We start from the raw sequence: 25,317 nt of genomic DNA, 5'->3' as shown, positions 1-25,317 counted from the left end.
TTCAGTCGCCGAACATGCCCTGGAGGGTCTGGACGGTGGCCGCGAGGACGAGCCAGGAATGAAGCTGAGCCAGGTCCGTACAGGAGGTGATCCGCGCACGAGTGTCGTCGGGAACCTCGAAGCCCCGCGCGTCCAGCACGAGCAGCACCGACTTGGCAGCCTCTTCGGCCTTCCCTTCGGCTTTCCCTTCGGCCACACCCTCCTGGAGGCCGCGGCCGTAGTGTTCGCGGGCCCACGGCGTGTAGACCGGCCAGTCGGTGGACGTCATGATCTCCTCCATGAGGCGGCGAATCGCGGGGCGGCCATGAACTTACCGTTACATCATGAGCACGGAAAGTGATGGCAGTTGGCGTGCTCTACCCCGACAGCTGAAGCCGCTCGGTCAGAGGACGCTGCGGTAGTAGGAGATCTTGTTTCTGATGTAGCGCTTGCGTTCCTGGAGGTTGTCGATCTGGCCCTCGACGCGGCGGTCGTGCTCTTCGAGGAGTTTGATGCGGTCCGGGATGGTGTGGTCGCCGGCGCGGGTCAGCTCGGCGAAGCGGAGCATCTGGGCGATCGGCATGCCGGTGTCGCGCAGGCAGCGGAGCATGCCCAGCCAGCCGATGTCCTGTTCGGTGAAGCGGCGCTGGCCGGCGGCGTTGCGTTCGACGCGTTCGAGCAGGCCGATCTTCTCGTAGTAGCGCAGCGTGTCGAGGGTGAAGCCGGTCTCCTCGACGACCTCGGCGGGGGTGTAGACGCTCACGCGAAAGAGCATGCCACCTGGAGCGGACTCCAGGTCAAGCTCCAGGTCGAAATGCCCGAAATAGCCCGATAAATCCGATAAAAGTGGGCGGTTGACATGGAGTGCGCTCCAGCTTCCATCGTCATAGCCATGAGAATCGCACTCGGCACCATCCCCTTCGGCACGACCGTCAGCGAGAAGGACACCTTCGCCATCCTCGACCGCTTCGTCGAAGCCGGCGGCCGGATGCTCGACACGGCCGACAACTATCCGTTCTGGGAGCCCGGCCGCACCGGCGACGAGAGCGAGCTGGCCATCGGCGCCTGGCTCGCCGCCCGGGGCAACCGGGACCAGGTGTACCTGAGCACCAAGGTGGGCGCGCGCCCCACGGTGCCCGGCGACGTCACCCTCGACTCCGCCGAGGGCCTGTCCGCCGCGGCGATCCGTACCGCGATGGAGGGCAGCCTGCGCAGGCTGGGCACCGACCGCGTGGACCTGTACTGGGCGCACATCGAGGACAGGTCGGTGCCGCTGGAGGAGACGCTGGGCACGTTCGAGGAGCTGGTCCAGGCGGGGCGGGCGCTGGCCATCGGGGCCAGCAACCTGCCGGCCTGGCGGCTGGAGCGGGCCAGGAACGTCTCGGCGGCCCACGGCTGGACCCCGTACACGCACCTGCAGCTCCGGCACACCTACCTGCGCCCGCGCCCGTACACGAAGCTCGTCGAGAGCGGCCACACGCTCACCACGGACGAGCACCTGGGCTACCTTGAGGACACCGGGGTGACGCTGTGGGCGTACAACACGCTGATGTTCGGCGCCTACACCCGCGAGGACCGGCCGATCCCCGACATCTACCACCACCCCGGTACGACCCGCCGCCTGGAGGTCCTGCACCAGGTGGCGCGGGAGCTCGGCGCGACCCCCAACCAGGTGGTGCTGGCCTGGCTCCTGGCGGACGGCCACGTGCCCATCGTCGGCGTCAGCTCGATGGCCCAGCTGGAGGAGGCCATCGCCGCGACGGAGCTCAAGCTGGACGACGACCTGAAGTCCCGCCTCGACACCCCCAGCTGAACGCGGGCGGCCCGGGGAGGGAAATTAAGCTCGGAGCATGCAGTTCGCGCCCAGCTTCCCCGTCATGCTCAGGACCGACGACGGCGTGCGCATCGACGCCGCGCACACCCCTCCCACCGGGAGCGCGGCGCGGGACGTCGGCATCGTGGTGGCGCACGGGTTCACCGGCTCGTGGCGGGAGCGGCCCGCCCGGCGGATCGTGCACGTGCTCAGCGCGTACGGCGGGGTGATCGCCTTCGACTTCCGCGGCCACGGCAGGTCCGGCGGCGAGAGCACGGTGGGCGACAAGGAGATCCTCGACGTGGCCGCGGCCGTCCGCCACGCGCGGGCGACCGGCTACCGCAGGATCGCCGTGGTCGGCTTCTCCATGGGGGCCGCCGTGGCGGTGCGGCACGCGGGGCTGTGCGAGGGCGCGGACGCGGTGGTCGCGGTCAGCGGCCCGGCCCGGTGGTACTACCGCGGCACCAAGCCGATGCGCCAGGTCCACTGGATCATCGAGCAGCCCCTGGGCCGCTGGGCGGCCAGGATGGCGAAGCGGACCAGGATCGCCGTCGGCCGCTGGGACCCGATCCCGATGCCGCCGCACGAGGCCGCCGCGCTGATCTCGCCGACGCCGCTGCTGATCGTGCACGGTGACGCGGACGCGTTCTTCCCGCTCGATCACGCCCGGCAGCTGTACGAGGGCGCGCGGGAGCCGAAGGAGCTGTGGATCGAGCCCGGGTACGGCCACGCGGAGTCCGCGGCGACCCCCGAACTGGTCCGCAGGATCGGAAAGTGGATCTCCTCGAACTTTTCCTGAATAAAACACGTCTACCTAGGGCGGACAGCAGCAAACCGCCGGGAGAAGTCTCAGGGGTAAGCGATCCGCCCAGGCGATGGGCGTGGTTCATACTTCTCGTAGTCGGCTGATTGCCCAAAGTGGTCCACCGCAGGGTGGGCACCTAGCGTCGCGGGGGCGCGCTGGGTGCCATCCGCGGCACGACGAGGGCCCCGGCGCGTCGCCGGGGCCCTCGTCGTGACGTCAGCCCAGCCGGGCGATCGTCTTGTACTCCAGGTAGCCGGCCAGCCCTTCGGGGCCCAGCTCGCGGCCGAGCCCGCTGGCCTTGTAGCCGCCGAACGGCGCGCCCGTCTCGATCATGTAGCAGTTGACGCCGTACGTGCCGGCGCGCACCTGGCGGGCCACGTCCATGCCGTGCTCGGTGTCGGCCGTCCAGACGGTGCCGGCCAGGCCGTAGTCGCTGTCGTTGGCGATCCGCACCGCGTCGGCCTCGTCCTCGTACGGGATCACCGCGAGGACCGGGCCGAAGATCTCCTCGCGGGCGATGCGCATGTCGTTGGTCACGTTCGCGAACACCGTCGGGGCGACGTACCAGCCGCGGTCGTGCGGGCGCTCCAGCCCGCCGACGACGACCTTGGCGCCCTCGTCCATGCCGATCTTGATGTAGCCCTCGACCCGCTCCTGCTGCCGCCGGGCCACCAGGGGCCCGATGCCGGTGGCCGGGTCGGCGGGGTCGCCGACGGGCTGGGAGTTGACCATGTTCACGACGGCCTCGACGACCTCGTCGTAGCGGTTGCGCGAGGCCAGGATGCGGGTCTGCGCCACGCACGCCTGGCCGTTGTTCATCAGCGAGGCGATGGCCAGCATGCCCATCGAGGAGGCCAGGTCGGCGTCGTCGAGCACGATCGCGGCCGACTTGCCGCCCAGCTCCAGGCTGACCCGCTTGAGCTGCTCGCCGCAGATGGAGGCGATGCGCCGGCCGGCCGCGGTCGAGCCGGTGAACGCCACCTTGTCGACGCCCGGGTGCGACACCAGGTGCTCGCTCACCTCGCGGCCCGCGGGCACGATGTTGAGCACGCCCGCCGGCACCCCGGCCTCGCGCGCCATGTCGGCCAGGACGTACGCGTCGAGCGGCGTCTCGGGGGCCGGCTTGAGCACGATCGCGCAGCCGGCCAGCAGCGCGGGCGCGACCTTGGTCATCGTGACGAACTGCGGGACGTTCCACGGCACCACGGCCGCCACCACGCCCACCGGCTCGCGCCGGACGGTCACCGGGCCGAACACGCCGGGCCGCTGCTCCTCCTGCTCGAACGTGGCGCCGTACTGGGCGTAGTACTGCAGCATGCCCAGCGGCTGCGGCGCCTGGGCGAGGTTGGAGAAGGTGATCGGCGAGCCCATCTCCTCGGTGATGAGCGCGGCCATCTCGCCCTGCCGCTCGGCGTAGATCTCGGCCAGCCTGCCGATGACGGCCGCCCGCTCGGCGAACGTCATGCGCGGCCACGGCCCGTGGTCGAACGCCTCGCGGGCGGCGGCCACCGCCCGGTCCACGTCCTCGGCGGTGCCGTCGGGGACCCGGCCGACGACCTCCTCGGTGTGCGGGCTGATCACGTCGATCGTGCCGGTGCCCGCCGGGGTCACCCACTCGCCCCCGATGAACAGCTTGTCGTGCTGGCGCATGTCGTGAGCCTCCTGCCGGAACCGAATGCTTTCTTCGCAAGAGGACCGAATCATGTTCTGTCCGGGCACGCAAGAGGGGCACGGCACCCGGTGCCGTGCCCCTCTTCAGACCGTCAGCGCCGGCCGTTGAGCAGGTGCGCCATCGACCGCTTCACCAGGTCGGTCCTGGTGGCCTGGTCGAGCAGGCTCTCCGCGCCGAAGCCCAGGTAGACGGTGTCGCGCGTGGTGATGCCCGCGCCCTCCTCGAACACCTGGTCCGTGCGGGCCCAGTTGTTCACCGAGGCGGACGTGCCCTCGGGCGGGCCCGCCGCCGTCCAGCCGCCCAGGTCGGACTCGAACGAGGTCTCCTCCGCCGTCGCGCCGTCCAGCGTGACGACCGCGTCGTCGACGAAGACGCCGGCGCCCTGGGTGGCCCAGTCGCTGACGTACGAGATCGAGACCTCGACCTGCTTGCCCGCGTACGGGGTCAGGTCGATCCGCCACTGCTGCCAGCCGCCGGAGTTGCCCGAGGCCGCGTTCCAGGAGCCGGAGGTGCCGGTCGGCTCGCAGTCCGGGCCCTGGTACCGCTGGGTGAACGGGTGGATGCTGCTCCACCCGGACTGGCAGCTGCTGCCGGTCGCCTGGGAGGTGTGGCCGTTGGCGTCGGGCAGCGTCGTCCAGTCGTCGCCGCCCGCCGTGCGCGCCTCCACCATGAAGAAGTCCCAGTCGGCCTCGGTGTCGAGCGACGCCCAGAACGTCAGCTCGCCGCTCGACCGGCCGGTCAGGTCGATCGTCTTGCTCAGCCGCTTCCATGAGACGTCGGCGATGCCGCTGTAGACGTCCCAGGACCCGGTGTGCGGGTCGAACGGGGCGCCGGGCCGCTCCCACTTGATCGGCGCCGAGCTGGCGAACAGCGGGAACTTGTCCGCGGGCAGGATCGCCGAGGTGGCCACGAAGGCGTTGGTGTGCACGTCCGGCTCCAGCGTGCCCCCGAAGCCGTCGAACCCGCCGTTCACGCCCTTCACCGGGTACGGCTGGCCGGTGGCCGGGTCGCTGCCCGAGTTGTCGAAGTAGACGTACGCCCCCAGCCAGTACTGCTGGAAGTCGTTGAACACCGGGATGCAGGGCGGGTCGCTCGGCGCCGAGCACTCCGGCTGACCCGGCTGGTCGGGCTCGTAGTAGTAGGCGCCGTTGGCGTTGGCCGCGTACGACGGGTACTTGCCCGCGTGCATGACCTTGCCGCCCTCGTTCAGGTAGTCGCGGACGGCCAGCTCGGTGTCCACGCCCGCCAGGGAGGTGGTGCCGGGCACCTGGCCCGCGCTGCGCGGGATGATGTCGTCACCGGTCTCCCAGATGACGGCCTTGTAGTGGCTGAGCACGCCCAGCGGGTGCGGCGCCTTGCGCCCCATCTTGTCCATGTCGTACACGTCGGAGCTGTAACCGGCCGCCTGGAGCGCCTGGGCGTAGGCGCCGGCGTACTTCGCCTCGGTGACGCCCTGCGCCGGGCTCAGGCCGGTGACGTCCTCGGCGGCCAGCACGAGCACCTTGCCGCCGATGTCGTCGTGCACCTTGTACGTGAACGACTGGCTCTTCTTGCCCAGGGAGCTGAACCACACCTTGACCGTGTCGCCCGGCTTGGTGCCGGTGATCTCGCCGCGCAACCGGTGGTAGTAGCGGTCGTAGCCCTTGCCGTACCGCTCGCCGCCCTTCCACTCCTTGGTCAGCTTCACCCGCGTGCGGCCGTTGTCGACCTGGTAGTTCAGGAACACCGGGCCGAGCTTGCGCTTGGCGTTGACCTGGACCGTCTGGTTCTTGCCGTAGCTGACGTCGAACGGGTCCAGGACGAAGTCCGGCGTGGTGTTGCCCAGGTGGCTCACCGGCTCGACCGGGTTGACCGCCGACTTGGCCACGTCGAGCGCGAACGGCAGGTTCCTCTCGAACTCGGCCTGCACCAGCGCCTCGTCGTCGGGGAAGACGAAGCCGCAGCCGTCGCAGCCCTCGTTCAGCTCGGGCGTCCACGCCAGCGTGCCGTAGGTGGAGTGGGCGTGGTCGGTGGTCTCGCCGTTCGTGGTGTAGAGCTCGGCGCCCAGGTCCGGGTCGAAGCCGGGCACCGCCGGGTTCTCGTCGTCACCGGTCAGCGCCTGGTAGATCGGGTGGTCGGCGGTCTCCGTGGCGATCTGGAAACCCGACGGGTAGAGCAGCAGCGGGCCGTACGAGTGGTAGTTGAGCTGCATCTCGAACTTCACCCGCTTGAGCAGGCCGTCCATGGCCTTCGTCTCCGGCTCGCTGGCCGGGCCGGCGCCGCGGTAGGTCTCGCTGCTCGGGATCGAGGAGGAGCCCTCCTCGTCGTAGTGGAAGTTGGTGGGGAAGTTCCGGTTCAGGTCGACGCCGTCGCCGGTGGTGATCTGGCCGTCGCCGTTCACGTCACGCAGGTTCTTGCGCCACAGGCGGTTGCCCTCGGTGAAGGTGAAGTCGTAGCCGTCGGGGTTGGCGACCGGCACGAACCACAGCTCGGTCCGGTCCAGCAGGCTCCTGAGCTGCCTCTTGTTGGCCACCACGTGCTTGAGCAGCCGCATGTCCACCTCGGTGGCGATCCACTCGCGGGCGTGCTGCGTGGCGGAGTACAGGGTGGCGGGCTTGATGCCGTCGGGCAGCACCCTGGCCAGCGAGGTCACCTTGGCGGCGAGGATGTCCTGGCCGCGGAGCGTCTTGCCGATGGACTGGAGCTTGACGACGTCCTTGTTCTCGTCGGCGATCTTCCTGAGCTGGTCGGCGATGCCGCCGCTCTCGGAGTAGGACTTGTAGACGGTGTATCCGCTCGCCGCCTGGGCCTTGGCCGCCTGGAGCTGGGTCTGGCCCTGCGGGTTGCGTACGGGCGCGGGTTCGTGGCCGAGCTTCTCCAGCCCTTCGAGATCCTTCTGGGCGGCGGTGAGCTCGATGTGCTCCTTGCCGTTCCGGATCTCCTGCTGGACGACGTCGAAGCCCTTCTCCCTGAGGGCCTGGGCGGTGCCGAGCGGGCTGTCGAGCTGGTAGAGCTCGATCCGGTCGCCGGGCGGTAGCGGGTCCACGGCCGCCTGGGCTTGCAGCGCGACCATGGACGTGCCTAAGCCGAGGATCACGGCCGTGACAAGGGTGAGTGAACGAGACACAGGTTCCTGCCCCTTCGCAGAGACGCGTACGATCGCCATCTCAATGGGACTTGACGATCCCGGCAAGACCCAATCTTTATTCCTGTCTTATTCCGGACAGCCAGGACAATCCTCACTAAACGGTCGCGAGTTGAGCCGTTAAGATGACAGCTTTCAAGATCATCTTCTATAGTTTCGGTCGTCTACGAGGGGAGGACGGGCGTGAAAGCCGGGCGCGTGGCCGTGTTCGCCATCGTCCTCGCCGGGCTGCTCGCGCTCCCCTCCGAGCGGCCGGCCGCCGCCGACCCCAGCCCTGCGGAGCTGCGCAAGCTCACCAAGCAGGCCTCTCAGCTCAACGAGCGCTACCGCGGCTCGATCCAGAGCCTGGAGGAGATCCGCATCCAGGCCAAGAAGGCCGTCGACACCTCCGGCTCACTGCAGAGGCGCCTGGCGGAGGCCCAGTCCGACCTGGCCGCGCTGGCCGAGACCTCCTACATCCTCGGCCCGCTCGACACCACCCGGCTCTTCGGCACGGAGATCGACCCCTACAAGGCGCTCGGCCAGGCGGCCAACATGACCCACATGATCGAGGAGCGGGCCAACCGGGTCGCGGGCGTCGAGAGGCTCATCAAGGACGCCCAGAAGGCCAAGCTGCGGGCCAACACCACGATCAAGAAGCTCCAGAAGGAGATCAAGACCCTCCAGAGCAAGCGCCGCGACCTCGACAAACTGCTCGCCAAGTACGGCTTCCAGCAGCCCGGCAGCGCCGGCGGCCTGACCCAGCGCATGGTCAACGTGCGCGCCGAGGTCATGCAGAACTTCCCGATGCCGTACGGGGTCGGCTGCCTGCGCCCCGGTGACCCCGGCGAACACGGCAAGGGCCGGGCCTGCGACTTCATGATCTCCCGCGGCATGGCCAGCGGCGGCGAGGCCGACCGCGGCGACGCCCTGGCGGAGTGGCTCATCCGCAACGGCGACCGGCTGGGCGTGATGTACATCATCTGGAAGCAGCGCTACTACGACATCAGGTCGGGCGGCGGCTGGGATCCCATGTCCGACCGCGGCGGGGCCACCGCCAACCACTACGACCACGTGCACGTCTCAGTGTTCTGACGACAGGAAGTCCCTCAGCCAGGCGTAGGACGCCTTCGGGGTGCGCCTCTGGGTGGGGAAGTCGACGTGCACCAGGCCGAACCGCTGGTGGTAGCCCTCCGCCCACTCGAAGTTGTCCAGCAGCGACCAGACGAAGTATCCCCGCACGTCCACCCCCTCCCGCCCGGCCCGGCGCATCGCCTCGATGTGCTGCTCCAGGAACGCGATCCGGCCCCGGTCGTCGACCACGCCGTCCGGCCCCGGCACGTCCTCCTGGGAGCAGCCGTTCTCGGTGACGTACACGGGCGGCAACCGCTCGCCGTACCGGTCCTTCAGCCGTACGAGCAGCTCCCGCAGCCCGTCCGGCACCACCGGCCAGCCGAACGCGGTGGTCGGGTAGCCGGAGATCCCGGCGTCCTCCCACGGCAGCCCTTCGGAGGAGGGTGCGGCGATCCGGGTGGGGTTGTAGTAGTTGATCCCGATGCCGTCCAGCGGGGTCGCGATGAGGTCGAGGTCCCCGTCGTGCACGAAGTCTAGATTTGTCATCCCGTACGCCGACAAATCTGGGTATTTGCTGAGAAGCACCGGGTCGTTGAAGAGGCGGTTGTGCAGGACGTCGTACGCCTCCGCCGCCGCCAGGTCCGCCTCCGACTCCGACGCGGGCCAGACCGGCGTGCAGTTGTTGGTGATCAGCACCTGCCCGGCCCCCGCCGCCCGCAGCGCGCCCGCCGCCAGCCCGTGGCCCAGCAGCTGGTGGTGCGCGACGGGCAGCGCGTCCAGCATCAGGGCGCGGCCAGGGGCGTGGATCCCCATCGCGTACCCGTACGCCATGTGCACGAACGGCTCGTTGAGCGTGATCCACATCCGCACCCGGTCGGCCAGCCGCCCGGCGGCCAGCGCGGCGTACTCGGCGAAGCGGTGCGCCGTGTCGCGGGCGAGCCAGCCGCCGCCGTCCTCCAGCGCCTGCGGCAGGTCCCAGTGGAACAGCGTCGGCACCGGCGTGATGCCCTCCGCCAGCAGCGCGTCCACCAGCCGGTCGTAGAAGTCCAGGCCCTCGGCGTTGACCGGCCCGCTCCCGGACGGCTGGATCCGGGACCAGGAGAGCGAGAAGCGGTAGGCGTTCACCCCGAGCCCCGCCATCAGCGCGACGTCCTCCGGCCAGCGGTGGTAGTGGTCGCAGGCGACGTCACCGGTGTGGCCGCTCCTGGTGCGGCCGGGCTCGCGGGAGAACGTGTCCCAGACGGACGGCCCCCGGCCGCCCTCGTCCGCGGCGCCTTCGATCTGGTAAGCGGCCGTCGCCGTACCCCACAGGAACATGCCCGGCTCCCTCTGCTTGAGTCCGGCTCATGTTAACCGAGACGCCCGCTACCTGCGGGTAATGCGCCAGGATGGGGACATGACGAGTACCTTGCGTCGCAGGCCGGCCCAGCGCCGCAGCCTGGAACGGGTGGAGCGGATGCTCGACGAGTGCGCGTTCCTGCTCGACGAGATCGGCTACGAGTCGCTGACCACCAAGGAGGTCGCCCGCCGCGCCGAGGTGCCGATCGGCACCTTCTACCAGTTCTTCCCCGACAAGCAGGGGCTGGTGCGGGCGCTGGCCCTGCGCAACCTCGAAGCGTTCCTCGGCCGCGTCACCGAGCGCATCAAGGAGCGCATCACCGCCGCCGACCTCGGCCACTGGACCGACCTGGTCGACCTGGCGATCGACGAGTTCGTGGCCATGAAGCGGACCACCCCGGGGTTCGCGGTGGTCGACTTCGGCGAGATCCTGCGCGCCCCCGGCGGCCCCGCCATCGAGGGCACCAACCGGATGCTCGACACCGCCCTGGAGAACAACGCGATCGTGGCCGACCGCCTGCGCGCCATCACCGTCGACCTGCTCGACGCCCCGGCCGGGCCGGCGTTCGACCGTGCGGTCCTGGTCACGGTCGAGGCCGCCGACGCCGTACTCAAGCTGGCCTTCCGGGTCGACCCCGACGGCGACCCCGACCTGATCGCCGAGTGCAAGCGACTGGCCCACGGATATCTTGCCGCCCACCTCCCCTGAGGCGTTTCTCCTGTATCTGACGGATCTTCCCGTCAAAGACAAGATCAAAGGCTTTTCGGGAAACCCCTCGGGCCGGCCGCCGTCATGCGTGCCTCCGGCCCGCTGCACTCGCCGACCAGGGCGAGAACCGGACCGTCGGCACCGGCGCGCGCCAACGCGCGACTTCCCGATCAGGCCCACGTTAGGCTGTCGCCGCTGCCCTTCAGGCCGCGCGAGAAGCTGTCGCGCCCGCTCAAGCCTGGGACAGGATGTGGTGCGGCGCTTGCTCTCCCATGGCGTGCAGGATCGGCAGGGTGCCCGCGCGGTGGCGGGCCGCCTCGTCGTGGTCGCCCACCGTGTCGGCGACGGCCGCGAGGCGGCGGAGCGCGGCGACGATCGCGCGCGGGTCACCGGCCTCCCGCGCCAGCGTCAGCGCGGCGCCCGCGTGGCCGCGCGCCTCAGGCACCTCACCGGCCAGCAGCGCCAGGTCGCCCCGCGCCATCCGCGCCCCCGCCAGCGCCACCAGGTCGTCGTCGGCCGCCGCCGCGGCCTCCAGCTCGCCCAGGTAACGCCGGCCGAGCCCGCACCGCCCGTTCGCGAAGCAGACCCGCACCGCCGCGTTGTAACCCACCCCGAGCCAGTACGAGTAGCCCCGCGCCCGCAGCCCGTCCACCCCCGCCACGACAGGCTCCACCGCCCCGCGCGCGCACCCCAGCAGCACCTGCGCGCAGTCGGCCAGCTCCCCCGGCGCCCCGAGCGCAGGCAGCCGCTCCAGCGCGTCGTCCGGGCAGGACACCCCCATCGCCATCGCGGCCCTGACCAGCCGCAGCCCGCACGCCGCCTCCCCGCGCTCCACCGCCCGCCCCAGGGCGGCACGGCACTCCGCCCCGAGTGCCCGCGCCCTGCGCAGGTGGCGCACCCGCTCCGGCCACGGCTGCCGCCGCGCCAGTGACGCCCCCTTATGACACTCCTCGTACGCCTCGCAGAGCGCCCTCAGGTGCCGGTCGCGCAGCAGGTCGTGCTCGCCCGCCTCCCGCAGGCGCTCGGCCGCGTACTCCTTGACCACCCCGCGCAGCGCGTACGCCCCCGTCACCAATCGGGCGGCCACGAGCCGGTCGAGCAGCCGGGGCACCTCGGCCCGCCGCAGGATCCCGCCGTCGCCGCACACGGCCCCGGCCAGCGGCGCGTCGAACGCCCCGGCGAACACCGCCAGCCTGCGCAGCAGCACCCGCTCACGGGGCGCCAGCAGCTCGTGCCCGAGCCGCACCACGGCCAGCACCTTGCCGGCCCCGTCGGCGGAGGCGGGCAGGAGACCGTGGCGCCCGCCGAGCCGGTCGGCGATCCGCCCGGGGCTCAGCGCGCACCCGGCGGCCAGCTCCAGCGCGAGCGGGATCCCGTCGAGCAGCCGGCACAGCCGCTCGACGTCGTCCGTCGGCGCGCCGGCGAAGAACTGCGGCATGTGGTCACCATCTGTGGCGGGAGGATCACTCTGACGTCACAGTGTGGCACCTTCCCTAGGTCAGCACCTCAGGGAAGCGGCCTCTCCAGTCCGCGCGTGTCACCAGAGGGGATCAACTAGACTTATAAGGTCGCGAGATCGCGCGGCCGGCCCCATCAATACAGAGCGAGAACTCATCATGCCTTTGAACAGCCGCGACGACCTGAGGAACATCGCGATCATCGCGCACGTCGACCATGGCAAGACCACGCTCGTCGACGCCATGCTCTGGCAGTCCGGGGCGTTCCGCGCCAACCAGGACGTCGATGACCGGGTCATGGACTCCAACGACCTCGAGCGCGAGAAGGGCATCACCATTCTCGCCAAGAACACCGCGGTGCGCCACGGCGGCATGACCATCAACATCATCGACACCCCCGGCCACGCCGACTTCGGCGGCGAGGTCGAGCGCGGCCTGTCCATGGTCGACGGCGTGGTGCTCCTGGTCGACGCCTCCGAGGGCCCGCTGCCGCAGACCCGCTTCGTGCTGCGCAAGGCGCTGTCGGCCAAGATGCCCGTCATCCTGTGCATCAACAAGGTCGACCGGCCCGACTCGCGCATCGCCGAGGTGGTCGACGAGGTCTACGAGCTGTTCATGGACCTCGACGCGACCGACGACCAGATCGACTTCCCGATCGTCTACGCCTCGGCGAAGGCGGGCCGCGCCTCGCTGGAGCGTCCCGGCGACGGCACCATGCCCGCGTCGGCCGACCTGGAGCCGCTGTTCGACATCATCAAGTCGACGATCCCGGCCCCGACCTACGACCCCAGCGCGCCGCTGCAGGCGCACGTCACCAACCTCGACGCCTCCTCCTACCTCGGCCGCATCGCGCTGTGCCGGATCCACCAGGGCCGGCTGACCAAAGGCCAGCAGGTCGCCTGGTGCCGCACCGACGGCAGCATCCAGCGGGTGAAGATCACCGAGCTGCTGATGACCGACGCGCTGGAGCGCAAGCCCGCCGAGGAGGCCGGCCCCGGCGACATCATCGCCATCTCCGGCATCCCCGACATCATGATCGGCGAGACGCTGGCCGACCCCGACGACCCGCGCCCGCTGCCGCTCATCACCGTCGACGAGCCCGCCATCTCGATGACGATCGGCACCAACACCTCGCCGCTGGTCGGCAAGGTCAAGGGCGCCAAGGTCACCGCCCGCATGGTGAAGGACCGCCTCGACAGGGAGCTGGTCGGCAACGTGTCGCTGCGCGTGCTGCCCACCGAGCGGCCCGACTCGTGGGAGGTGCAGGGCCGCGGCGAGCTGGCACTGGCCATCCTGGTGGAGCAGATGCGCCGCGAGGGCTACGAGCTGACGGTCGGCAAGCCCCAGGTGGTCACCAAGGAGATCGACGGCAAGGTGCACGAGCCGGTGGAGCGGCTCACGGTCGACTGCCCTGAGGACTACCTCGGCGCCGTCACCCAGCTCCTGGCCGTGCGCAAGGGCCGCATGGAACACATGACCAACCACGGCACCGGCTGGATCCGGATGGAGTTCGTGGTGCCGGCGCGCGGGCTGATCGGCTTCCGCACCGAGTTCCTCACCGAGACCCGCGGCACCGGCCTGGTGCACCACGTGTTCGAGGCGTACGAGCCCTGGTTCGGGGAGCTGCGCACGCGTGGCAGCGGCTCGCTGGTGGCCGACCGCTCCGGGCCCGTCACCGCGTTCGCGATGCTCAACCTCCAGGAGCGCGGCGCCCTGTTCGTCTCGCCCGGCACCGAGGTCTACGAGGGCATGGTCGTCGGCGAGAACTCCCGTTCCGACGACATGGACGTCAACATCACCAAGGAGAAGAAGCTCACCAACATGCGCTCCTCCACCGCGGAGGAGACGGAGAAGGTGATCCCGCCGCGCGTGCTCTCGCTGGAGCAGGCGCTGGAATTCATCCGCGAGGACGAGTGCGTGGAGATCACTCCCGACGCGGTGCGCATCCGCAAGGTGATTCTCGACGCCGCCACGCGGGGCCGCGCCGCGGCCCGCGCCAAGCGCGCCTGACCGTCCTTACTCCGGGTCACCCCGCCGTGTGGAGATTGTTTCTCCGGTACGGCGGAGTGGCCCGTAGTCATTTCTCCGGGCGGCGATTCGGGAATCCGGGAGCGGAGCACAGGTTCCCTGGTCGGAGGCTACGATGCGGAATCACGCATTTCCGCTTACCTCTCTAGTGAGGTGTGCCGTACCTGGAGAAGGGGAATTCAAGGGATTGGCGGGCTTTTACGCTCCGGAAATAGACAGAAGATGTCAAGACCGGAGCAATGTAATCACACCGTTACCCCATCAGCGAGAACAATCGGCCGGGCGAGTGAATCATCCAGACTGTGGAGAGGCTCCGAGCTGTTGCCGGGTTCGGGCTGGCCGTCATATCGATGGGCGCCATCATCTGGTGCACCATGGCGGCGGAGCCCGTGCCTCCGGCTGCGGTCCCGCCCTCGATGCTGGAGGGCGACTCGTGGAACCTCCCCGCCACCCGCGCCGAGCCCGGCGTCGAGCGTGACCGCGAGGCGTTCACCGAGGTGACCATCGCCCCGGCGAGCGCCGCCGATCTGGCCGGCGTGCCCGAGGGGCGGCTGGACGAGCGCCGGCGTCAGGTGAAGGTGACGATCGTGCACCGGATGCTGATGGACTCCACCGACAGCCTGGCCGGCACGCTCCGGCAGGGGGCCGAGTTCCCGCGCGGCATGCGGCGCTTCACCGACGACGGGTTCGGCGCCGTCAAGGTGAACGGCACCGTGCTGGCCCCGGCCTCCCGGCTGCCGCCCCTGCTCACCACCGAGGACGGCCGCACCACCGTGCGCTTCACCGTGACGCTGCTGCGGCAGGTGCGTCCTGAAGAGCTCATGCGCGTCGACTTCAACGCCCCCACCGCCCGGCCGCTGCTGGTCGTCCACCGGAAGGTGACCCTGCTGCCCGGCGAGTGGACCGTGCTGCGGGCGGCCTCGATCGAACCCGACCGGGAGGAGCGGCAGCGGCTGGAGTTCACCGTCGGCGTCTACCCCGTGAGCGTCACGCTCGCGCAGGGCTCCTACGGCTTCCCCGACGTGCGGGAGGAGGACGACTTCTCCTGGGCGACCGCGCTCGGCGTGCTCACCGCGGTCGTGCTGGCGGCGCTGCTGCTGCGCGCGCTCGGCGGCGAGTGGTGGCAGCGGACGGCCAACCGGGAGCTGGCCGCCGGGCTGGCCCTGGCCGTGCCGGTGGTGCTGCTGCCGGCCGTGGCCGAGGAGTTCACGCTGCCCGCGTACGTGATGCTGTTCGGCGGGCTGCCGCTGCTCGCGCTGCGCCACGCGGTCCAGGTGCTGCCGACCGGGCCGCAGTGGACGCCACGTGACGCGCTCGGCGCGACAGGGGTGGGCGTCCTGCTGGCGGTCGGCATGCTGTCGTGGTCCTACCGCTACGGGCAGCTCCCCGGCGACACGCTGCTCACCGGGTCGGGTGTCGCCGCGGTCGCGGCCGCCGGGTCCGCGGTGGTGCTCAGCGCCGACCTCGGGGTGCGGATCGTGGTCGTGCGGCTGGCCGCCTTCGCGGCCGGCTCCGCGGTCGCGCTGCTGGCCCTGGCCCTGTGGGGCAAGGCGCTGGCCACCCAGGTCTACCCGCCCGACAGCGTCCGGCTGCTGCTGGCGTTCTGCTGGGCGCTGATCCCGGTGGCCGCCGTCGCCGTGGCCATCAAGCAGTGGACGCGCGGCGCGGCCGTGGTCGCCGTCGTGGTGAGCCTGATGGTGCAGGGCTGGCCGAGCGAGTGGCTCGACGCCGGCTCGTGGAGCCGCGAGGTGCCTGGCCGGGTCATGCCCCACATCGGCGAGCTGGAGCTGACCCCGGCCGTGCGCGGGGTGATGGGACTGCTGCTGCTCGGGTTCCTGTTGCTGGTGCTCCGGCTCAGGCGGCTCGGTTCGGCCCTGGACGCGACGCGGAGCTCCGCCGCCGAGGCCACGATGATCATCTGCCTGATGGTGGCCTACCTGGCCCCGCAGGGCAGCGCCACGCTGGGCGACATCAACGTGCCGCTGCCGATGCTCTCGATCACCGCGCTCATCGCCTGGGTGACGGCGCGCTGGCTGCTGACCCATCCGCACCCGTCGGTCGTCGAGCCGGGCGACCAGGAGGAGCACCGCGAGCTGATCAGGTCCGCGCTGCACCGGCGGCTGCTGCTGGCCTCCGAGCAGGAGCTCTACCGCGCCGGCCGGGGCCGCATCGGCACCGGCGAGCTGTCCATGGAGGAGTTCGGCAGGCAGCGCGACGGACTCGACGCGGCGCTGCGCCGGCACGGCGGCCACCCCGAGACCGCCTTCGCCACCGCCGCGGGCTGCTCCCCCTGGCACAACGGCGTCTGCGGGTTCGTCGTCAGCCTGCTGCTGAGCCTGCCGTTCCTCATCGTGTTCGGGGTGCCCGCCGGGGCCGACCTGAGCAGCTTCGTGTTCGAGGCCCGCTCGGTGATCGCGCTGCCCGCGTTCGGCTTCCTGTTCGGCTACTTCTACCCGCGCGTCCGCGGCACCCAGCCGATGACGAAGGCGCTCCACCTGATGGCCGCCGCGCTGGCCACCGAGCTGTCCGGCTACCTGTCGGCCCTCGCCGAGCCCGACCTGGGCGCGATGGACAAGGTGCAGGTGGTGGCCATCATCGTGGGCAAGGTGGCGCTGGTCTCGATCGGGCTCGGCCTCTACTGGGAGTGGCGGATCATGCACCTGGCCGGCGAGCCGTGGGCCAGGGTGCGCAACGTCCGCAGCCTGCGCAGCCTCGCGACGCCGCTGCTGGCCATCGTGATCGCGGCGGTCACCACCGCCGCCACCTCGGCCGCGGGCCAGACCGTCGACCGCATCCTCAGGGGAGACGAGACCTCCCAGCAGCCCTGATCAGGGCCTGCGCGGCAGCTCGCTCCCCCGTACGTGCGCGCAGAGCCACTCGATGAGCGGCCGGAAGTCGCGCCAGCAGGCGCGCACCCGGTCGGCGGCCCGCGCGGTGTGCACCCACGGCTCCGGCTCGAACCGGCGGCTCGCGTAGAGCGACCTGTGGCGCAGCAGGTCGAGACGCGGATGGTCCTCCGGCACGCCGCGCGGCCGGGTCTTGAGCCGCTCGCCGCCGCGCTCGTAGCCGGCGGCGTCGAGCGCGGCCACCACGGTCTCCAGCGGCTTGCCGGTCTCGTCGTGGTCGACGGCCGCGCGGAAGCGGGCCACCTGGTCGGGCGCCTGCGAGAACAGGCCGCCCGCGGCCTGGACGCCGGCCGCGCTGACCTCGGCGTAGAACCCGATGCCGGGCATCAGGTCGACGAAGACGCCCTGATGGGTCTTGTACGGCGACTTGTCCTTGGCGTAGCGGACGTCACGGTACGGGCGGAACAGCTTGGCGTCGCCGAACTCCTCGGCCAGCTCGTCGGCCAGGGCCAGCATCGGAGCCCGCACCGCTTCCTCGTACAGGTGCTTGTGGCGGGAGAAATAGGTCTTGGAGTTGTCCGCCTCAAGCCCTTCGTAGAACAGGAACGCCTCGTCCGGGATGCCGGTGAAACCCATGGCGCCCAGCCTGCCATGCCGGGCCCGCGGTCACGGCTTCGGCTCCGCCGCGAGGTAGCGCCGGCCCGGCTCCGGCGGCGTCTCGTACAGCTCGCTCACCGTCACCAGCCGGTATCCCTTGCGGGTGAGCGTCTCGATGATCCGCGGGACCGCGTCGACGGTGGTGCGGTGGATGTCGTGCAGCAGCACCACCGAGCCGGGCCTGGCCCGGACCGCACGCTTGGCCACGACGGCGGGCACCCGGTCGCGCCAGTCGTGGGTGTCGACGTTCCACAGGATCTGCGCCAGCCCGCGCCGCCGGGACTCCTCGGCGACCGTGCGGTCGGTGGACCCGTACGGCGGCCGCATCAGGTGCATGCGCACCCCGGTCACCGAGCGCACCAGGTCGCCGGTGCGCTGGAGCTCCTGGGCGATCAGCCGGCGCGGCAGGGTGGTGAGCTCGGTGTGGGTCCACGAGTGGTTGCCGAGCTCGTGCCCCTCGCCGGTGATGCGGCGCAGGAGGGCGGCCCCGCCGGGAGCGGCCACCATCTGGCCGACCACGAAGAACGTGGCCCGCGCGTCGTGCTCGCGCAGCACCCGGAGCAGCCTGCCGGTGTCGGCGCCCGGCCCGTCGTCGAAGGTGAGTGCCACGCACCGGCCGCACTCGGTGGGGCGGGCGGGCCAGTCGCGCTGCATCGAGGTCAGCCGCCTGGCCAGCGCCTCCGGGTCGGCGGAGGCAGCGGGGCGCTCCGGCGCGGCGAGGGGCACCCGTGCGGGCGGCTGGGCCGCGCATCCCGTCACCGTCGCCAGCACCAAGACCGGCGCCACCCCCCACGCGCGCATGTTCCCCCCGGTGGCATGCCAACGGGGGCATCACGGATAGTCGCCGGCAGGCCGCCCCCGCGAGTCCCTGACCAGCTCTTCCCACCATGATGGGATATCAGCCTGCAACTCCTTGTAGCGACGCGCCACTCTTAGGGCACATCCGGCCGGATCGGTACCGAGATGGCGGCGTTTCACCGGGCCTTCCCGCCAACGGTAGAACCCGTCCCGGTAGCGCACGACGAGCCCGATCCAGACGGAGAGGGTCACACCGTCGCCGATCTCGTACGAGGTGGTCACGCCCAGGCCGTGCAGCTCCGCTCGGAGCTTCTCCGTCACCGCGCGGGACTCACTCACCCATTACCCCCTGCCGACGGTCCGTCGCACACGAAGAGGTGTACCCACCCACAGCTCACAGTCGTCAAGAAGTTTCACAGCCGGGAGTCGGCGTCAGTGGTCCGCCACCTCGCGCGGCTCCGCCACGACCATGATGAACCGCAGCTCGCCGTCGCCTTCGTTGGCGTAGCGATGGGCCCTGTCGGCGGTGAAGAGCACCGCGTCGTCGGTGCCGATCACGTGGCTCTTGCCGTAGACCGTCAGGGTCAGCTCGCCCCGCAGCACGGTCAGCATCTCCCTGGTGCCCGCCGGGTGCGGGTCGCCGTCGTGGTGTTCGCCGGGCGCCAGCCGCCAGTCCCACAGCTCCAGGATCATCGGCGAGTCGGCGCCGACCAGCAGCCTGGCCCGCACGTCGCCCTGGTCGAAGGTGACCGCGTCGGCCTTGCCGACGATGCGGACCACCGGGACGTCGCCGACCTCGACCAGCCGGGCGACGGTCACGCCCAGGGCGGAGGCGATCCGGGTGAGGGTCGACACGCTCGGGTTGGTCCTCCCCTGCTCGACCTGGACGAGCATGCCCCGGCTGACGCCTGACCGGGCGGCCAGCGCGTCCAGGGTGAGCCCGCGATGGGCCCGCTGGGCGCGCACGTTGCTGGCGATGGCCTGGGTGATCAGCTCGGTGTTCTCCACCCTTGTGCAGTGTAGTGGAAAGAGTTTGCACCACAGTGCACTCTGTGTGGTGTACTAGGAGTGCAATATATTGAACCAAGGGATGGTGAAACGTGATCGCGGTGATCCTCGCGACCGCCAGCGCGGTGGTCTACGGCACGGCCGACTTCTTCGGCGGCCTGGCCACCCGACGATCGCGGGTGCTCGCCGTGGTCGCGCTCTCCCAGTTGGCCGGGCTCGCGCTGATCCTGGCCCTGCTGCCCGCGCTGCCCGGTGCCTTCGACGGCCGGGCCGTGCTCTGGGGGCTCGGCGCCGGGCTGTCGGGCGCCGCCGGCCTGGTGCTGTTCTACCGGTCGCTGGCCACCGGCGTGATGTCCGTGGTGGCGCCGACCACCGCCGTGACCTCCGCGGCGCTGCCCGTCGGGTTCGGGCTCCTCCAGGGTGAGCGTCCCGAGGCCACGGCGCTGCTCGGGGTGGCGCTCGGGCTGGGCGCGGTGCTTCTCATCAGCCAGGACCGGTCCGGGAGCGCGAGCGGGTCGGCGAGTTCGGTGCTCACGGCGCTGGCCGCCGGCGCGGGGTTCGGCGGCTTCTTCATCCTGCTCGCCATGGCCTCGGCGGAGTCCGGGCTCTGGCCGCTGGCCGGCGCCCGGGTCTCGTCCATCAGTCTGGTGCTCCTGCTCGCGCTGGCCACCCGGCGGGCGCTGAAGCCGGCGTCCGGCTCACTGGGCGTCATCGTCGCCGCGGGGGTCCTCGACATGGCCGCCAACGTGCTCTATCTGCTGGCCCAGCGGCAGGGCATGCTGAGCCTGGTGGCGGTGCTGGTCTCTCTCTACCCGGCCAGCACGCTGCTGCTGGCCAGGCGGGTGCTCGGCGAGCGGCTGCACGCGATCCAGCTCGCCGGCGTGGCATGCGCGCTGGGCGCGGTGGCGCTCATAGCCGTCGCGTAGCACGCGGGCGGCTCCGCGACCTCAGGCCGCGCTCGGCGCAACCTCGCGGACCGCGCCCTCCTCCCGGGCGTACTCCTCCAGCATGCCGCGCAGCTGCCTGCGCCCTCGGTGCAGGCGGGACATCACGGTGCCGATGGGCGTGCCCATCCGCTCGGCGATCTCCTTGTAGGCGAACCCCTCGACGTCGGCGAGGTAGACCGCCACCCGGAAGTCCTCGGGCAGCGAGCGCAGCGCGTTCATCACCACGCTGTCGGGCAGCCGGTCGAGCGCCTCGGTCTCGGCCGAGCGCAGCCCGGTCGAGGTGTGGGACTCGGCGGCGTGCAGCTGCCAGTCCTCGATGTCCTCGGCGGCCGACAGCTTGGGCGAACGCTGCTTCTTGCGGTAGTCGTTGATGAAGTTGTTGGTGAGGATCCGGTGCAGCCAGGCCTTGAGGTTGGTGCCCTCGCGGAACTGGTGGTAGGACGTGAAGGCCTTGGCCACGGTCTCCTGCACCAGGTCCTCGGCATCGGCGGTGTTACGGGTCAGACGCATGGCGGACGCGAACAGCTGCGACGTCACGGGCACGACATCGCGCTCGAACCAGTCTTGACGCTGCTCTTCGGTCATCGTGATCAAATCATTCCCCCTTGCGCTATCCCCCGTTCGGCACCAGCCGACTGACAGCGGTTCCATCGTCGCAGGCCCCGCGTAAGGGCCGCGTTAGGGGTTCCGCGCTGGTCAGAGAGGTGAACAGTCCCTGTGCTCGCGGCGTGCGACATCACGTCCACGGCTGGACAAGTTTCATAATCATAACATCATCCGCTCAATTTCGTGGAAAATGTGGCGGGAATCACATGGGATAGCGTATGGGCATGGATTTCGTGGACCGCCACGCTCCGGCGACACGCCAATGGGTGGCCGAGGCCGTCCGCAAGGTGGAGGCCGACGCCAACCGGAGTTGTGATACGCACCTGCACGTGTTCCCGCTTCCCTCGGAGTGGGAGGTAAACCTCTACCTGAAAGACGAGTCGGTGCACCCCACCGGTTCACTCAAACACCGGCTCGCCCGGTCTCTTTTCCTGTACGGCCTGGCCAACGGGTGGATCGGCCCCACGACCACGATCGTGGAGGCGTCCAGCGGTTCGACCGCGGTCAGCGAGGCCTACTTCGCCCGGTTGCTCGGGCTGCCGTTCATCGCGGTCATGCCGGCCGCCACCTCGCCCGAGAAGATCCACCTGATCGAGTTCTACGGCGGCAAGTGCCACCTGGTCGGCGATCCGGGCGCGATCTACGAGGAGTCCCGCCGGCTCGCGGCCGAGACCGGCGGCCACTTCATGGACCAGTTCACCTACGCCGAACGGGCGACCGACTGGCGGGGCAACAACAACATCGCCGAGTCGATCTTCGACCAGATGCTCATGGAGCCGCACCCCGAACCTACCTGGATCGTGGTCGGCGCCGGCACCGGCGGCACCAGCGCGACGATCGGCCGCTTCATCCGCTACCGCCGCTACCCGACCCGCCTGGCCGTCGCCGACGTGGAGGGCTCGGCCTTCTACCCCGGCTGGGTCTCCGGCGACCCCGAGGTCACCGCCCCGGGTTCACGGATCGAGGGCATCGGCCGGCCGCGCGTCGAGCCGTCGTTCCTGCCGACGGTGATCGACCGCATGATCGCGGTGCCCGACGCCCGCTCGATCGCCGCCATGCACTGGGTGCGCGAGGTCACCGGCCGCGACGTGGGCGGCTCGACCGGCACCAACGTCGCCGCCTGCGTGGAGCTGATCCAGGAGATGCGCGGCGCCGGGGAGCGCGGCAGCATCGTCACGCTGATCTGCGACAGCGGCGACCGCTACCGCGGCACCTACGGCAACCCCGCCTGGCTGGCCGGCCAGGGCCTCGACATCGAGCCCCACCTCGCCGACCTGCGCGCCTTCCTGCCGTCCTAGGCGAGCTCGGCCAGGGCCTCGCCGATCTGGTCGTCCTCCGGAGCCAGGGCGGCGGCGTGCCGGAGATCGGCGCGCGCCGCCTCCAGGTCGCCGAGCGAGCGCAGCGCGTAGGCCCGGTTGAACCGCACCTCGGCCCCGTCCTCCAGCTCGACCGCCCTGGTCAGGTCGGCCACCGCCGCGTGCGCGTCGCCCTCCTCGAACGCCAGCGCCCCGCGCCCGGCCCAGGCCGCGGCCAGCTCCGGCGCCCGTTCCAGCGCCGAGTCGAACGCCTTGCGCGCGCCCACCAGGTTGCCCTGCGCCGTCTCGATCTGCCCCAGCACGCTGAGCAGGAACGGGTTGCCCGGATCCCGCTCGACGTCCGCCTTGGCCCGGTCGAACTCGTCCATGGCCACCAGCAGCCCGGCCCGGTTGACGTACGCGTCGGTGAAGCCGGGATCCAGCTCGACCGCGTGGTCCAGGTCGGCCAGCGCGCCCGCCAGGTCGCCGCGCGCGTACCGCACCTCCGAGCGGTTGTAGTACGGCTCGGGGAAGGGCGGCCCGGCCCGCATGGCGCTCTCGTAGTCGGCCTCCGCCTCGTCCAGCCGCCCCAGCCTGTATCGCAGGTTGCCCCGGTCCACGTAGTAGTCGGGATAGCCGGGATCGGCCGCGACGGCGGCGTCCAGATCGGCCAGCGCCGCCTCCGGGTCGCCGAGCACGGCCAGCAGCTGCGCCCGGTTGGCCCGCAGCACCAGCCGGTGGATCGGATGGCCCGGCGCGAGGTCGCGCTCGCCCAGGTCGATGGCCTCCTGGACGAGCCGCATCGCCTCGCCGGCGCGGCCCAGGCGGACCTGCACGAGCGCCTTGCCGTTCAGGTCGAAGCCCAGGTGGAACGCCCGCTCGCGCCGGTCGGGCAGCAGCGAGGTGAGCGCGACGGCCTGGTTGATCCAGGCCAGCGCCTCCTCAGGGTCCCGCCTGCCGGGGTCGTGGTGCCTGACCAGCAGCATCGCGGTCGCGTACGCGGCGGTCGCGAGGTTCTTGGGGTCGGTGCTCGCCCGCCGGCCGCGGTCGAGCAGCTCGCGCGCCTCGTCCTCGCGGTCGAGCGCGGCCAGCGCGGTGGCGGCCCGGTGCGCGAGCGTCCACCACTCCGCGCCGCCTTCCGGCAGCGTGGGCAGCAGCGCCGCCCCGGCCTCGGCCATCGCGTGGTGGAAGCCCTCGTTGCGGTATCGGTCCAGCTCGGGCCCGAGCGCGTACGAGGGAGCCGGGTGCGAAGGCCCGGACGGCTCGCGGACGATCGCCAGGCCGGGCACCCGCCGTTCGAGCACGTCCAGCAGCTGGAGGTCGGTGGGGTCGGCGTGCGCGGTGTTGGCGACCCGCAGCTCCATCGGCCCCGCGGCCGTCAGATGACCGCGGACGAACTCCGCCAGCCCGTTCGCCAGCCGCAGCGTGCGCAGCGGCGCGGGCACCAGGATGCGCTCACCCTGGGGCAGCCGGTCGGCCAGCGTCACCCGCCGGGCGGGCACCCGGTCGCGCAGCGCGGGCGCCACCGTCCTGATCTCGATGTCGTAGGCGGCGATAAGCGCGTCCCCCGCCTCGGGGACGAGCGCGTGCATGAGCGCGGCTCCGAAGGTGTAGGGGCCCCGGAGACCACGATGGGCGTCGAAAATGATCCTTTTCAGAATCGTCGCTCCCCTGGCGAGCAGAAAACACCGCAATCACGGTCCGAAAAACCGGATCGCGAGAAAAAGCGGGAGCGGCGCCCCCGTCCGCTGGCGCCGCGCCCTCTGCCATGGAGGAGGTCAGGCGGCGTGCTTCGGCGTCGCCGCCCCGGCCAATTTGACGGTCCCCGGCTTATGGACCACGACCTTCTTCATGTTCGGCCTTTCCCGATCAATGACAGACAGATCGTCCAATATCAACACGGCTTCCGTCGGACGACAAGAGCTAACGTGAAAAGGATTATTTCCTAATCAGTGACCTTTTAGTCGCCAAGGATGGCCTCCACGAACACCTCGGGGTCGAACGGCGCCAGATCGTCCGGCCCCTCGCCCAGACCCACCAGCTTGACCGGGACGCCCAGCTCCCGCTGGACGGAGATCACGATGCCGCCCTTGGCCGTGCCGTCGAGCTTGGTCAGCGCGATGCCGGTGATGTTGACCACCTCGGCGAACACCTGGGCCTGGCGCATGCCGTTCTGGCCCGTGGTCGCGTCGAGGACGAGCAGCACCTCGTCGACGGTCGCCTTCTTCTCGATGACCCGCTTGACCTTGCCCAGCTCGTCCATCAGGCCGGTCTTGGTGTGGAGGCGGCCGGCCGTGTCGACGATCACCACGTCGGCCTTCTCCTCCATGCCCCTGGCGGTCGCGTCGAACGCCACCGAGGCCGGGTCGCCGCCCTCGGGGCCGCGCACCACGTCGGCCCCCACCCGGTCGCCCCAGGTCTGCAGCTGGTCGGCGGCCGCGGCGCGGAAGGTGTCGGCCGCGCCGAGCACGACCTTCTTGCCGTCGCCGACCAGCGAGCGGGCCAGCTTGCCGGTGGTGGTCGTCTTGCCGGTGCCGTTGACGCCCACGACCAGCACCACCGCGGGCCGCTCGCCGTGCTTGGCGATGTGGAGGCCGCGGTCGAGGTCGGGGTTGATCTGGATGAGCAGCTGCTCGCGCAGCAGCTCGCGGACCTCCTGAGGGCTGCGGCTGCCGAGCACCTTGACCTTGGTGCGCAGCTCCTCGACCATGGCCTGGGTCGGCGCGACGCCGACGTCGGCCGTGATCAGCCGCTCCTCGATCTCGTCCCACACCTCGTCGTCGAGGCGGTCGCGGGACAGCAGCTCCAGCAGGCCGCGGCCGAGCGCGCTCTGCGACTTGGCCAGCCGGGAGCGCAGCCGCACCATCCGGCCGGCCGACGGCGGCGGCACCTCCAGCTCGGGCGCCTTGACCATCGGCTCGGCGGGCTTGGCCGGCGGCGGAATGGTCGTGGTCGCGCCTTCGGCCTCCTCCGCCGGGGGCCGCTTCTCCTCCTCCTCGGGAAGAGGCGGTGCCTCCGGAGGCGGCGGCGGGGCCGCCTTGCCTCCCGGCCGGAAGAGCAGGAACAGGCCACCTGCCGCGATGAGGGCGACAAGGACCACGATCACGATCACGCCGAGGTAACCATCCACAAGATGTCAGTTTTCCAGATGGACCGGCATGGTCAGGACCAAGGGCGCGCCG

General features: G+C 70.8%; 21 protein-coding genes. 8 read left to right on the top strand and 13 right to left on the bottom strand.

Annotation, left to right across the window (positions count from 1 at the left end; genetic code table 11):
• Position 1 precedes the first annotated feature (1 nt).
• Both ACZ6YG_RS17370 and ACZ6YG_RS17365 read right to left on the bottom strand, forming a co-directional pair.
• On the bottom strand, positions 2-268 hold the full coding sequence (locus ACZ6YG_RS17370; RefSeq protein WP_466018562.1) for a hypothetical protein: 267 nt from the start codon (positions 266-268) through the stop codon (positions 2-4).
• A gap of 114 nt (positions 269-382) precedes the next feature.
• Complete coding sequence (locus ACZ6YG_RS17365) at positions 383-742, bottom strand: MerR family transcriptional regulator (RefSeq protein WP_261808334.1); 360 nt, start codon at positions 740-742, stop codon at positions 383-385.
• Positions 743-871: 129 nt separating this feature from the next.
• Between ACZ6YG_RS17365 and ACZ6YG_RS17360 the strand changes: the two genes are divergently transcribed.
• Together ACZ6YG_RS17360 and ACZ6YG_RS17355 are read left to right on the top strand one after the other, a co-directional pair.
• Complete coding sequence (locus tag ACZ6YG_RS17360) at positions 872-1,792, top strand: aldo/keto reductase (RefSeq protein ID WP_219543734.1); 921 nt, start codon at positions 872-874, stop codon at positions 1,790-1,792.
• A 37-nt stretch (positions 1,793-1,829) separates the two neighbouring features.
• Entirely contained in the window at positions 1,830-2,591 is a 762-nt protein-coding gene (locus ACZ6YG_RS17355) for an alpha/beta hydrolase (RefSeq protein WP_261808333.1), read from the top strand.
• Positions 2,592-2,813: 222 nt separating this feature from the next.
• Here the strand turns inward: ACZ6YG_RS17355 and ACZ6YG_RS17350 are convergent, their stop codons facing one another.
• The gene (locus tag ACZ6YG_RS17350) at positions 2,814-4,247 is read right to left on the bottom strand and encodes an aldehyde dehydrogenase (protein WP_148029542.1); all 1,434 of its coding nucleotides are present in this window, start codon (positions 4,245-4,247) and stop codon (positions 2,814-2,816) included.
• A 113-nt stretch (positions 4,248-4,360) separates the two neighbouring features.
• Positions 4,361-7,345: a M14 family metallopeptidase gene (locus ACZ6YG_RS17345; RefSeq protein ID WP_466018561.1), complete on the bottom strand. Its 2,985-nt coding sequence runs from the start codon at positions 7,343-7,345 to the stop codon at positions 4,361-4,363.
• Positions 7,346-7,576: 231 nt separating this feature from the next.
• Between ACZ6YG_RS17345 and ACZ6YG_RS17340 the strand changes: the two genes are divergently transcribed.
• Positions 7,577-8,467 (top strand): VldE C-terminal domain-containing protein, encoded by an 891-nt coding sequence (locus ACZ6YG_RS17340; protein ID WP_148029541.1) that lies wholly within the window; start codon positions 7,577-7,579, stop codon positions 8,465-8,467.
• Here ACZ6YG_RS17340 and ACZ6YG_RS17335 read toward each other — a convergent pair.
• Complete coding sequence (locus ACZ6YG_RS17335) at positions 8,456-9,763, bottom strand: GH1 family beta-glucosidase (RefSeq protein WP_466018560.1); 1,308 nt, start codon at positions 9,761-9,763, stop codon at positions 8,456-8,458. The genes ACZ6YG_RS17340 and ACZ6YG_RS17335 overlap by 12 nt on opposite strands.
• A gap of 79 nt (positions 9,764-9,842) precedes the next feature.
• Here ACZ6YG_RS17335 and ACZ6YG_RS17330 point away from each other — a divergent pair, with 79 nt between their 5' ends.
• Positions 9,843-10,493: a TetR/AcrR family transcriptional regulator gene (locus ACZ6YG_RS17330; RefSeq protein WP_148029539.1), complete on the top strand. Its 651-nt coding sequence runs from the start codon at positions 9,843-9,845 to the stop codon at positions 10,491-10,493.
• Positions 10,494-10,725: 232 nt separating this feature from the next.
• On the opposite strand, the gene ACZ6YG_RS17325 is transcribed toward ACZ6YG_RS17330, so the two are convergent.
• Entirely contained in the window at positions 10,726-11,931 is a 1,206-nt protein-coding gene (locus ACZ6YG_RS17325) for a hypothetical protein (protein ID WP_466018559.1), read from the bottom strand.
• Positions 11,932-12,109: 178 nt separating this feature from the next.
• On the opposite strand from ACZ6YG_RS17325, the gene typA reads away from it, so the two are divergent.
• Entirely contained in the window at positions 12,110-13,960 is a 1,851-nt protein-coding gene (typA, locus tag ACZ6YG_RS17320; RefSeq protein WP_219543729.1) for a translational GTPase TypA, read from the top strand.
• 320 nt (positions 13,961-14,280) lie between these two features.
• Positions 14,281-16,806: a hypothetical protein gene (locus ACZ6YG_RS17315; RefSeq protein ID WP_466018558.1), complete on the top strand. Its 2,526-nt coding sequence runs from the start codon at positions 14,281-14,283 to the stop codon at positions 16,804-16,806.
• Here the strand turns inward: ACZ6YG_RS17315 and ACZ6YG_RS17310 are convergent, their stop codons facing one another.
• From ACZ6YG_RS17310 to ACZ6YG_RS17295, 4 genes are all read right to left on the bottom strand, one after another.
• A complete protein-coding gene (locus ACZ6YG_RS17310; RefSeq protein WP_148029535.1) occupies positions 16,807-17,460 on the bottom strand; it encodes a DUF2461 domain-containing protein in 654 nt (217 codons plus the stop codon). It abuts the gene before it with no gap.
• Positions 17,461-17,490: 30 nt separating this feature from the next.
• The gene (locus ACZ6YG_RS17305; RefSeq protein ID WP_466018557.1) at positions 17,491-18,282 is read right to left on the bottom strand and encodes a polysaccharide deacetylase family protein; all 792 of its coding nucleotides are present in this window, start codon (positions 18,280-18,282) and stop codon (positions 17,491-17,493) included.
• Between the two features lie 30 nt (positions 18,283-18,312).
• The gene (locus ACZ6YG_RS17300; RefSeq protein WP_261808331.1) at positions 18,313-18,600 is read right to left on the bottom strand and encodes a hypothetical protein; all 288 of its coding nucleotides are present in this window, start codon (positions 18,598-18,600) and stop codon (positions 18,313-18,315) included.
• Between the two features lie 111 nt (positions 18,601-18,711).
• Positions 18,712-19,287 (bottom strand): helix-turn-helix domain-containing protein, encoded by a 576-nt coding sequence (locus ACZ6YG_RS17295; RefSeq protein WP_219543725.1) that lies wholly within the window; start codon positions 19,285-19,287, stop codon positions 18,712-18,714.
• 92 nt (positions 19,288-19,379) lie between these two features.
• On the opposite strand from ACZ6YG_RS17295, the gene ACZ6YG_RS17290 reads away from it, so the two are divergent.
• Positions 19,380-20,213 carry a DMT family transporter gene (locus ACZ6YG_RS17290; protein ID WP_219543724.1) on the top strand — a complete coding sequence of 278 codons (834 nt, stop codon included), beginning with the start codon at positions 19,380-19,382 and terminating at the stop codon, positions 20,211-20,213.
• A 21-nt stretch (positions 20,214-20,234) separates the two neighbouring features.
• Here ACZ6YG_RS17290 and ACZ6YG_RS17285 read toward each other — a convergent pair whose 3' ends face one another.
• Positions 20,235-20,819: a sigma-70 family RNA polymerase sigma factor gene (locus tag ACZ6YG_RS17285; protein ID WP_466018556.1), complete on the bottom strand. Its 585-nt coding sequence runs from the start codon at positions 20,817-20,819 to the stop codon at positions 20,235-20,237.
• Between the two features lie 245 nt (positions 20,820-21,064).
• On the opposite strand from ACZ6YG_RS17285, the gene ACZ6YG_RS17280 reads away from it, so the two are divergent.
• Entirely contained in the window at positions 21,065-22,138 is a 1,074-nt protein-coding gene (locus ACZ6YG_RS17280) for a PLP-dependent cysteine synthase family protein (protein ID WP_466018555.1), read from the top strand.
• Here ACZ6YG_RS17280 and ACZ6YG_RS17275 read toward each other — a convergent pair.
• Both ACZ6YG_RS17275 and ftsY read right to left on the bottom strand, forming a co-directional pair.
• On the bottom strand, positions 22,135-23,727 hold the full coding sequence (locus tag ACZ6YG_RS17275; RefSeq protein WP_466018554.1) for a tetratricopeptide repeat protein: 1,593 nt from the start codon (positions 23,725-23,727) through the stop codon (positions 22,135-22,137). The genes ACZ6YG_RS17280 and ACZ6YG_RS17275 overlap by 4 nt on opposite strands.
• Positions 23,728-24,095: 368 nt before the next feature.
• Positions 24,096-25,265 carry a signal recognition particle-docking protein FtsY gene (ftsY, locus tag ACZ6YG_RS17270; RefSeq protein ID WP_148029527.1) on the bottom strand — a complete coding sequence of 390 codons (1,170 nt, stop codon included), beginning with the start codon at positions 25,263-25,265 and terminating at the stop codon, positions 24,096-24,098.
• Between the last annotated feature and the right edge of the window lie 52 nt (positions 25,266-25,317).

The sequence above is a fragment of the Nonomuraea sp. NPDC054003 genome (assembly GCF_055585125.1).
The sequence above is the reverse complement of the archived record's forward strand: the minus strand, read 5'-3'. Positions and strand labels throughout refer to the sequence as shown.

Coding starts and splice junctions, on each gene's coding strand:
- ACZ6YG_RS17280 (WP_466018555.1), top strand. CDS start 21,065: ATGGATTTCGTGGACCGCCACGCTCCGGCGACACGCCAATGGGTGGCC.
- ACZ6YG_RS17370 (WP_466018562.1), bottom strand. CDS start 268: ATGACGTCCACCGACTGGCCGGTCTACACGCCGTGGGCCCGCGAACAC.
- ACZ6YG_RS17310 (WP_148029535.1), bottom strand. CDS start 17,460: ATGGGTTTCACCGGCATCCCGGACGAGGCGTTCCTGTTCTACGAAGGG.
- ACZ6YG_RS17325 (WP_466018559.1), bottom strand. CDS start 11,931: ATGCCGCAGTTCTTCGCCGGCGCGCCGACGGACGACGTCGAGCGGCTG.
- ACZ6YG_RS17360 (WP_219543734.1), top strand. CDS start 872: ATGAGAATCGCACTCGGCACCATCCCCTTCGGCACGACCGTCAGCGAG.
- ACZ6YG_RS17335 (WP_466018560.1), bottom strand. CDS start 9,763: ATGTTCCTGTGGGGTACGGCGACGGCCGCTTACCAGATCGAAGGCGCC.
- ACZ6YG_RS17285 (WP_466018556.1), bottom strand. CDS start 20,819: ATGACCGAAGAGCAGCGTCAAGACTGGTTCGAGCGCGATGTCGTGCCC.
- ACZ6YG_RS17275 (WP_466018554.1), bottom strand. CDS start 23,727: ATGCACGCGCTCGTCCCCGAGGCGGGGGACGCGCTTATCGCCGCCTAC.
- ACZ6YG_RS17355 (WP_261808333.1), top strand. CDS start 1,830: ATGCAGTTCGCGCCCAGCTTCCCCGTCATGCTCAGGACCGACGACGGC.
- ACZ6YG_RS17305 (WP_466018557.1), bottom strand. CDS start 18,282: ATGCGCGCGTGGGGGGTGGCGCCGGTCTTGGTGCTGGCGACGGTGACG.
- ACZ6YG_RS17350 (WP_148029542.1), bottom strand. CDS start 4,247: ATGCGCCAGCACGACAAGCTGTTCATCGGGGGCGAGTGGGTGACCCCG.
- ACZ6YG_RS17330 (WP_148029539.1), top strand. CDS start 9,843: ATGACGAGTACCTTGCGTCGCAGGCCGGCCCAGCGCCGCAGCCTGGAA.
- typA (WP_219543729.1), top strand. CDS start 12,110: ATGCCTTTGAACAGCCGCGACGACCTGAGGAACATCGCGATCATCGCG.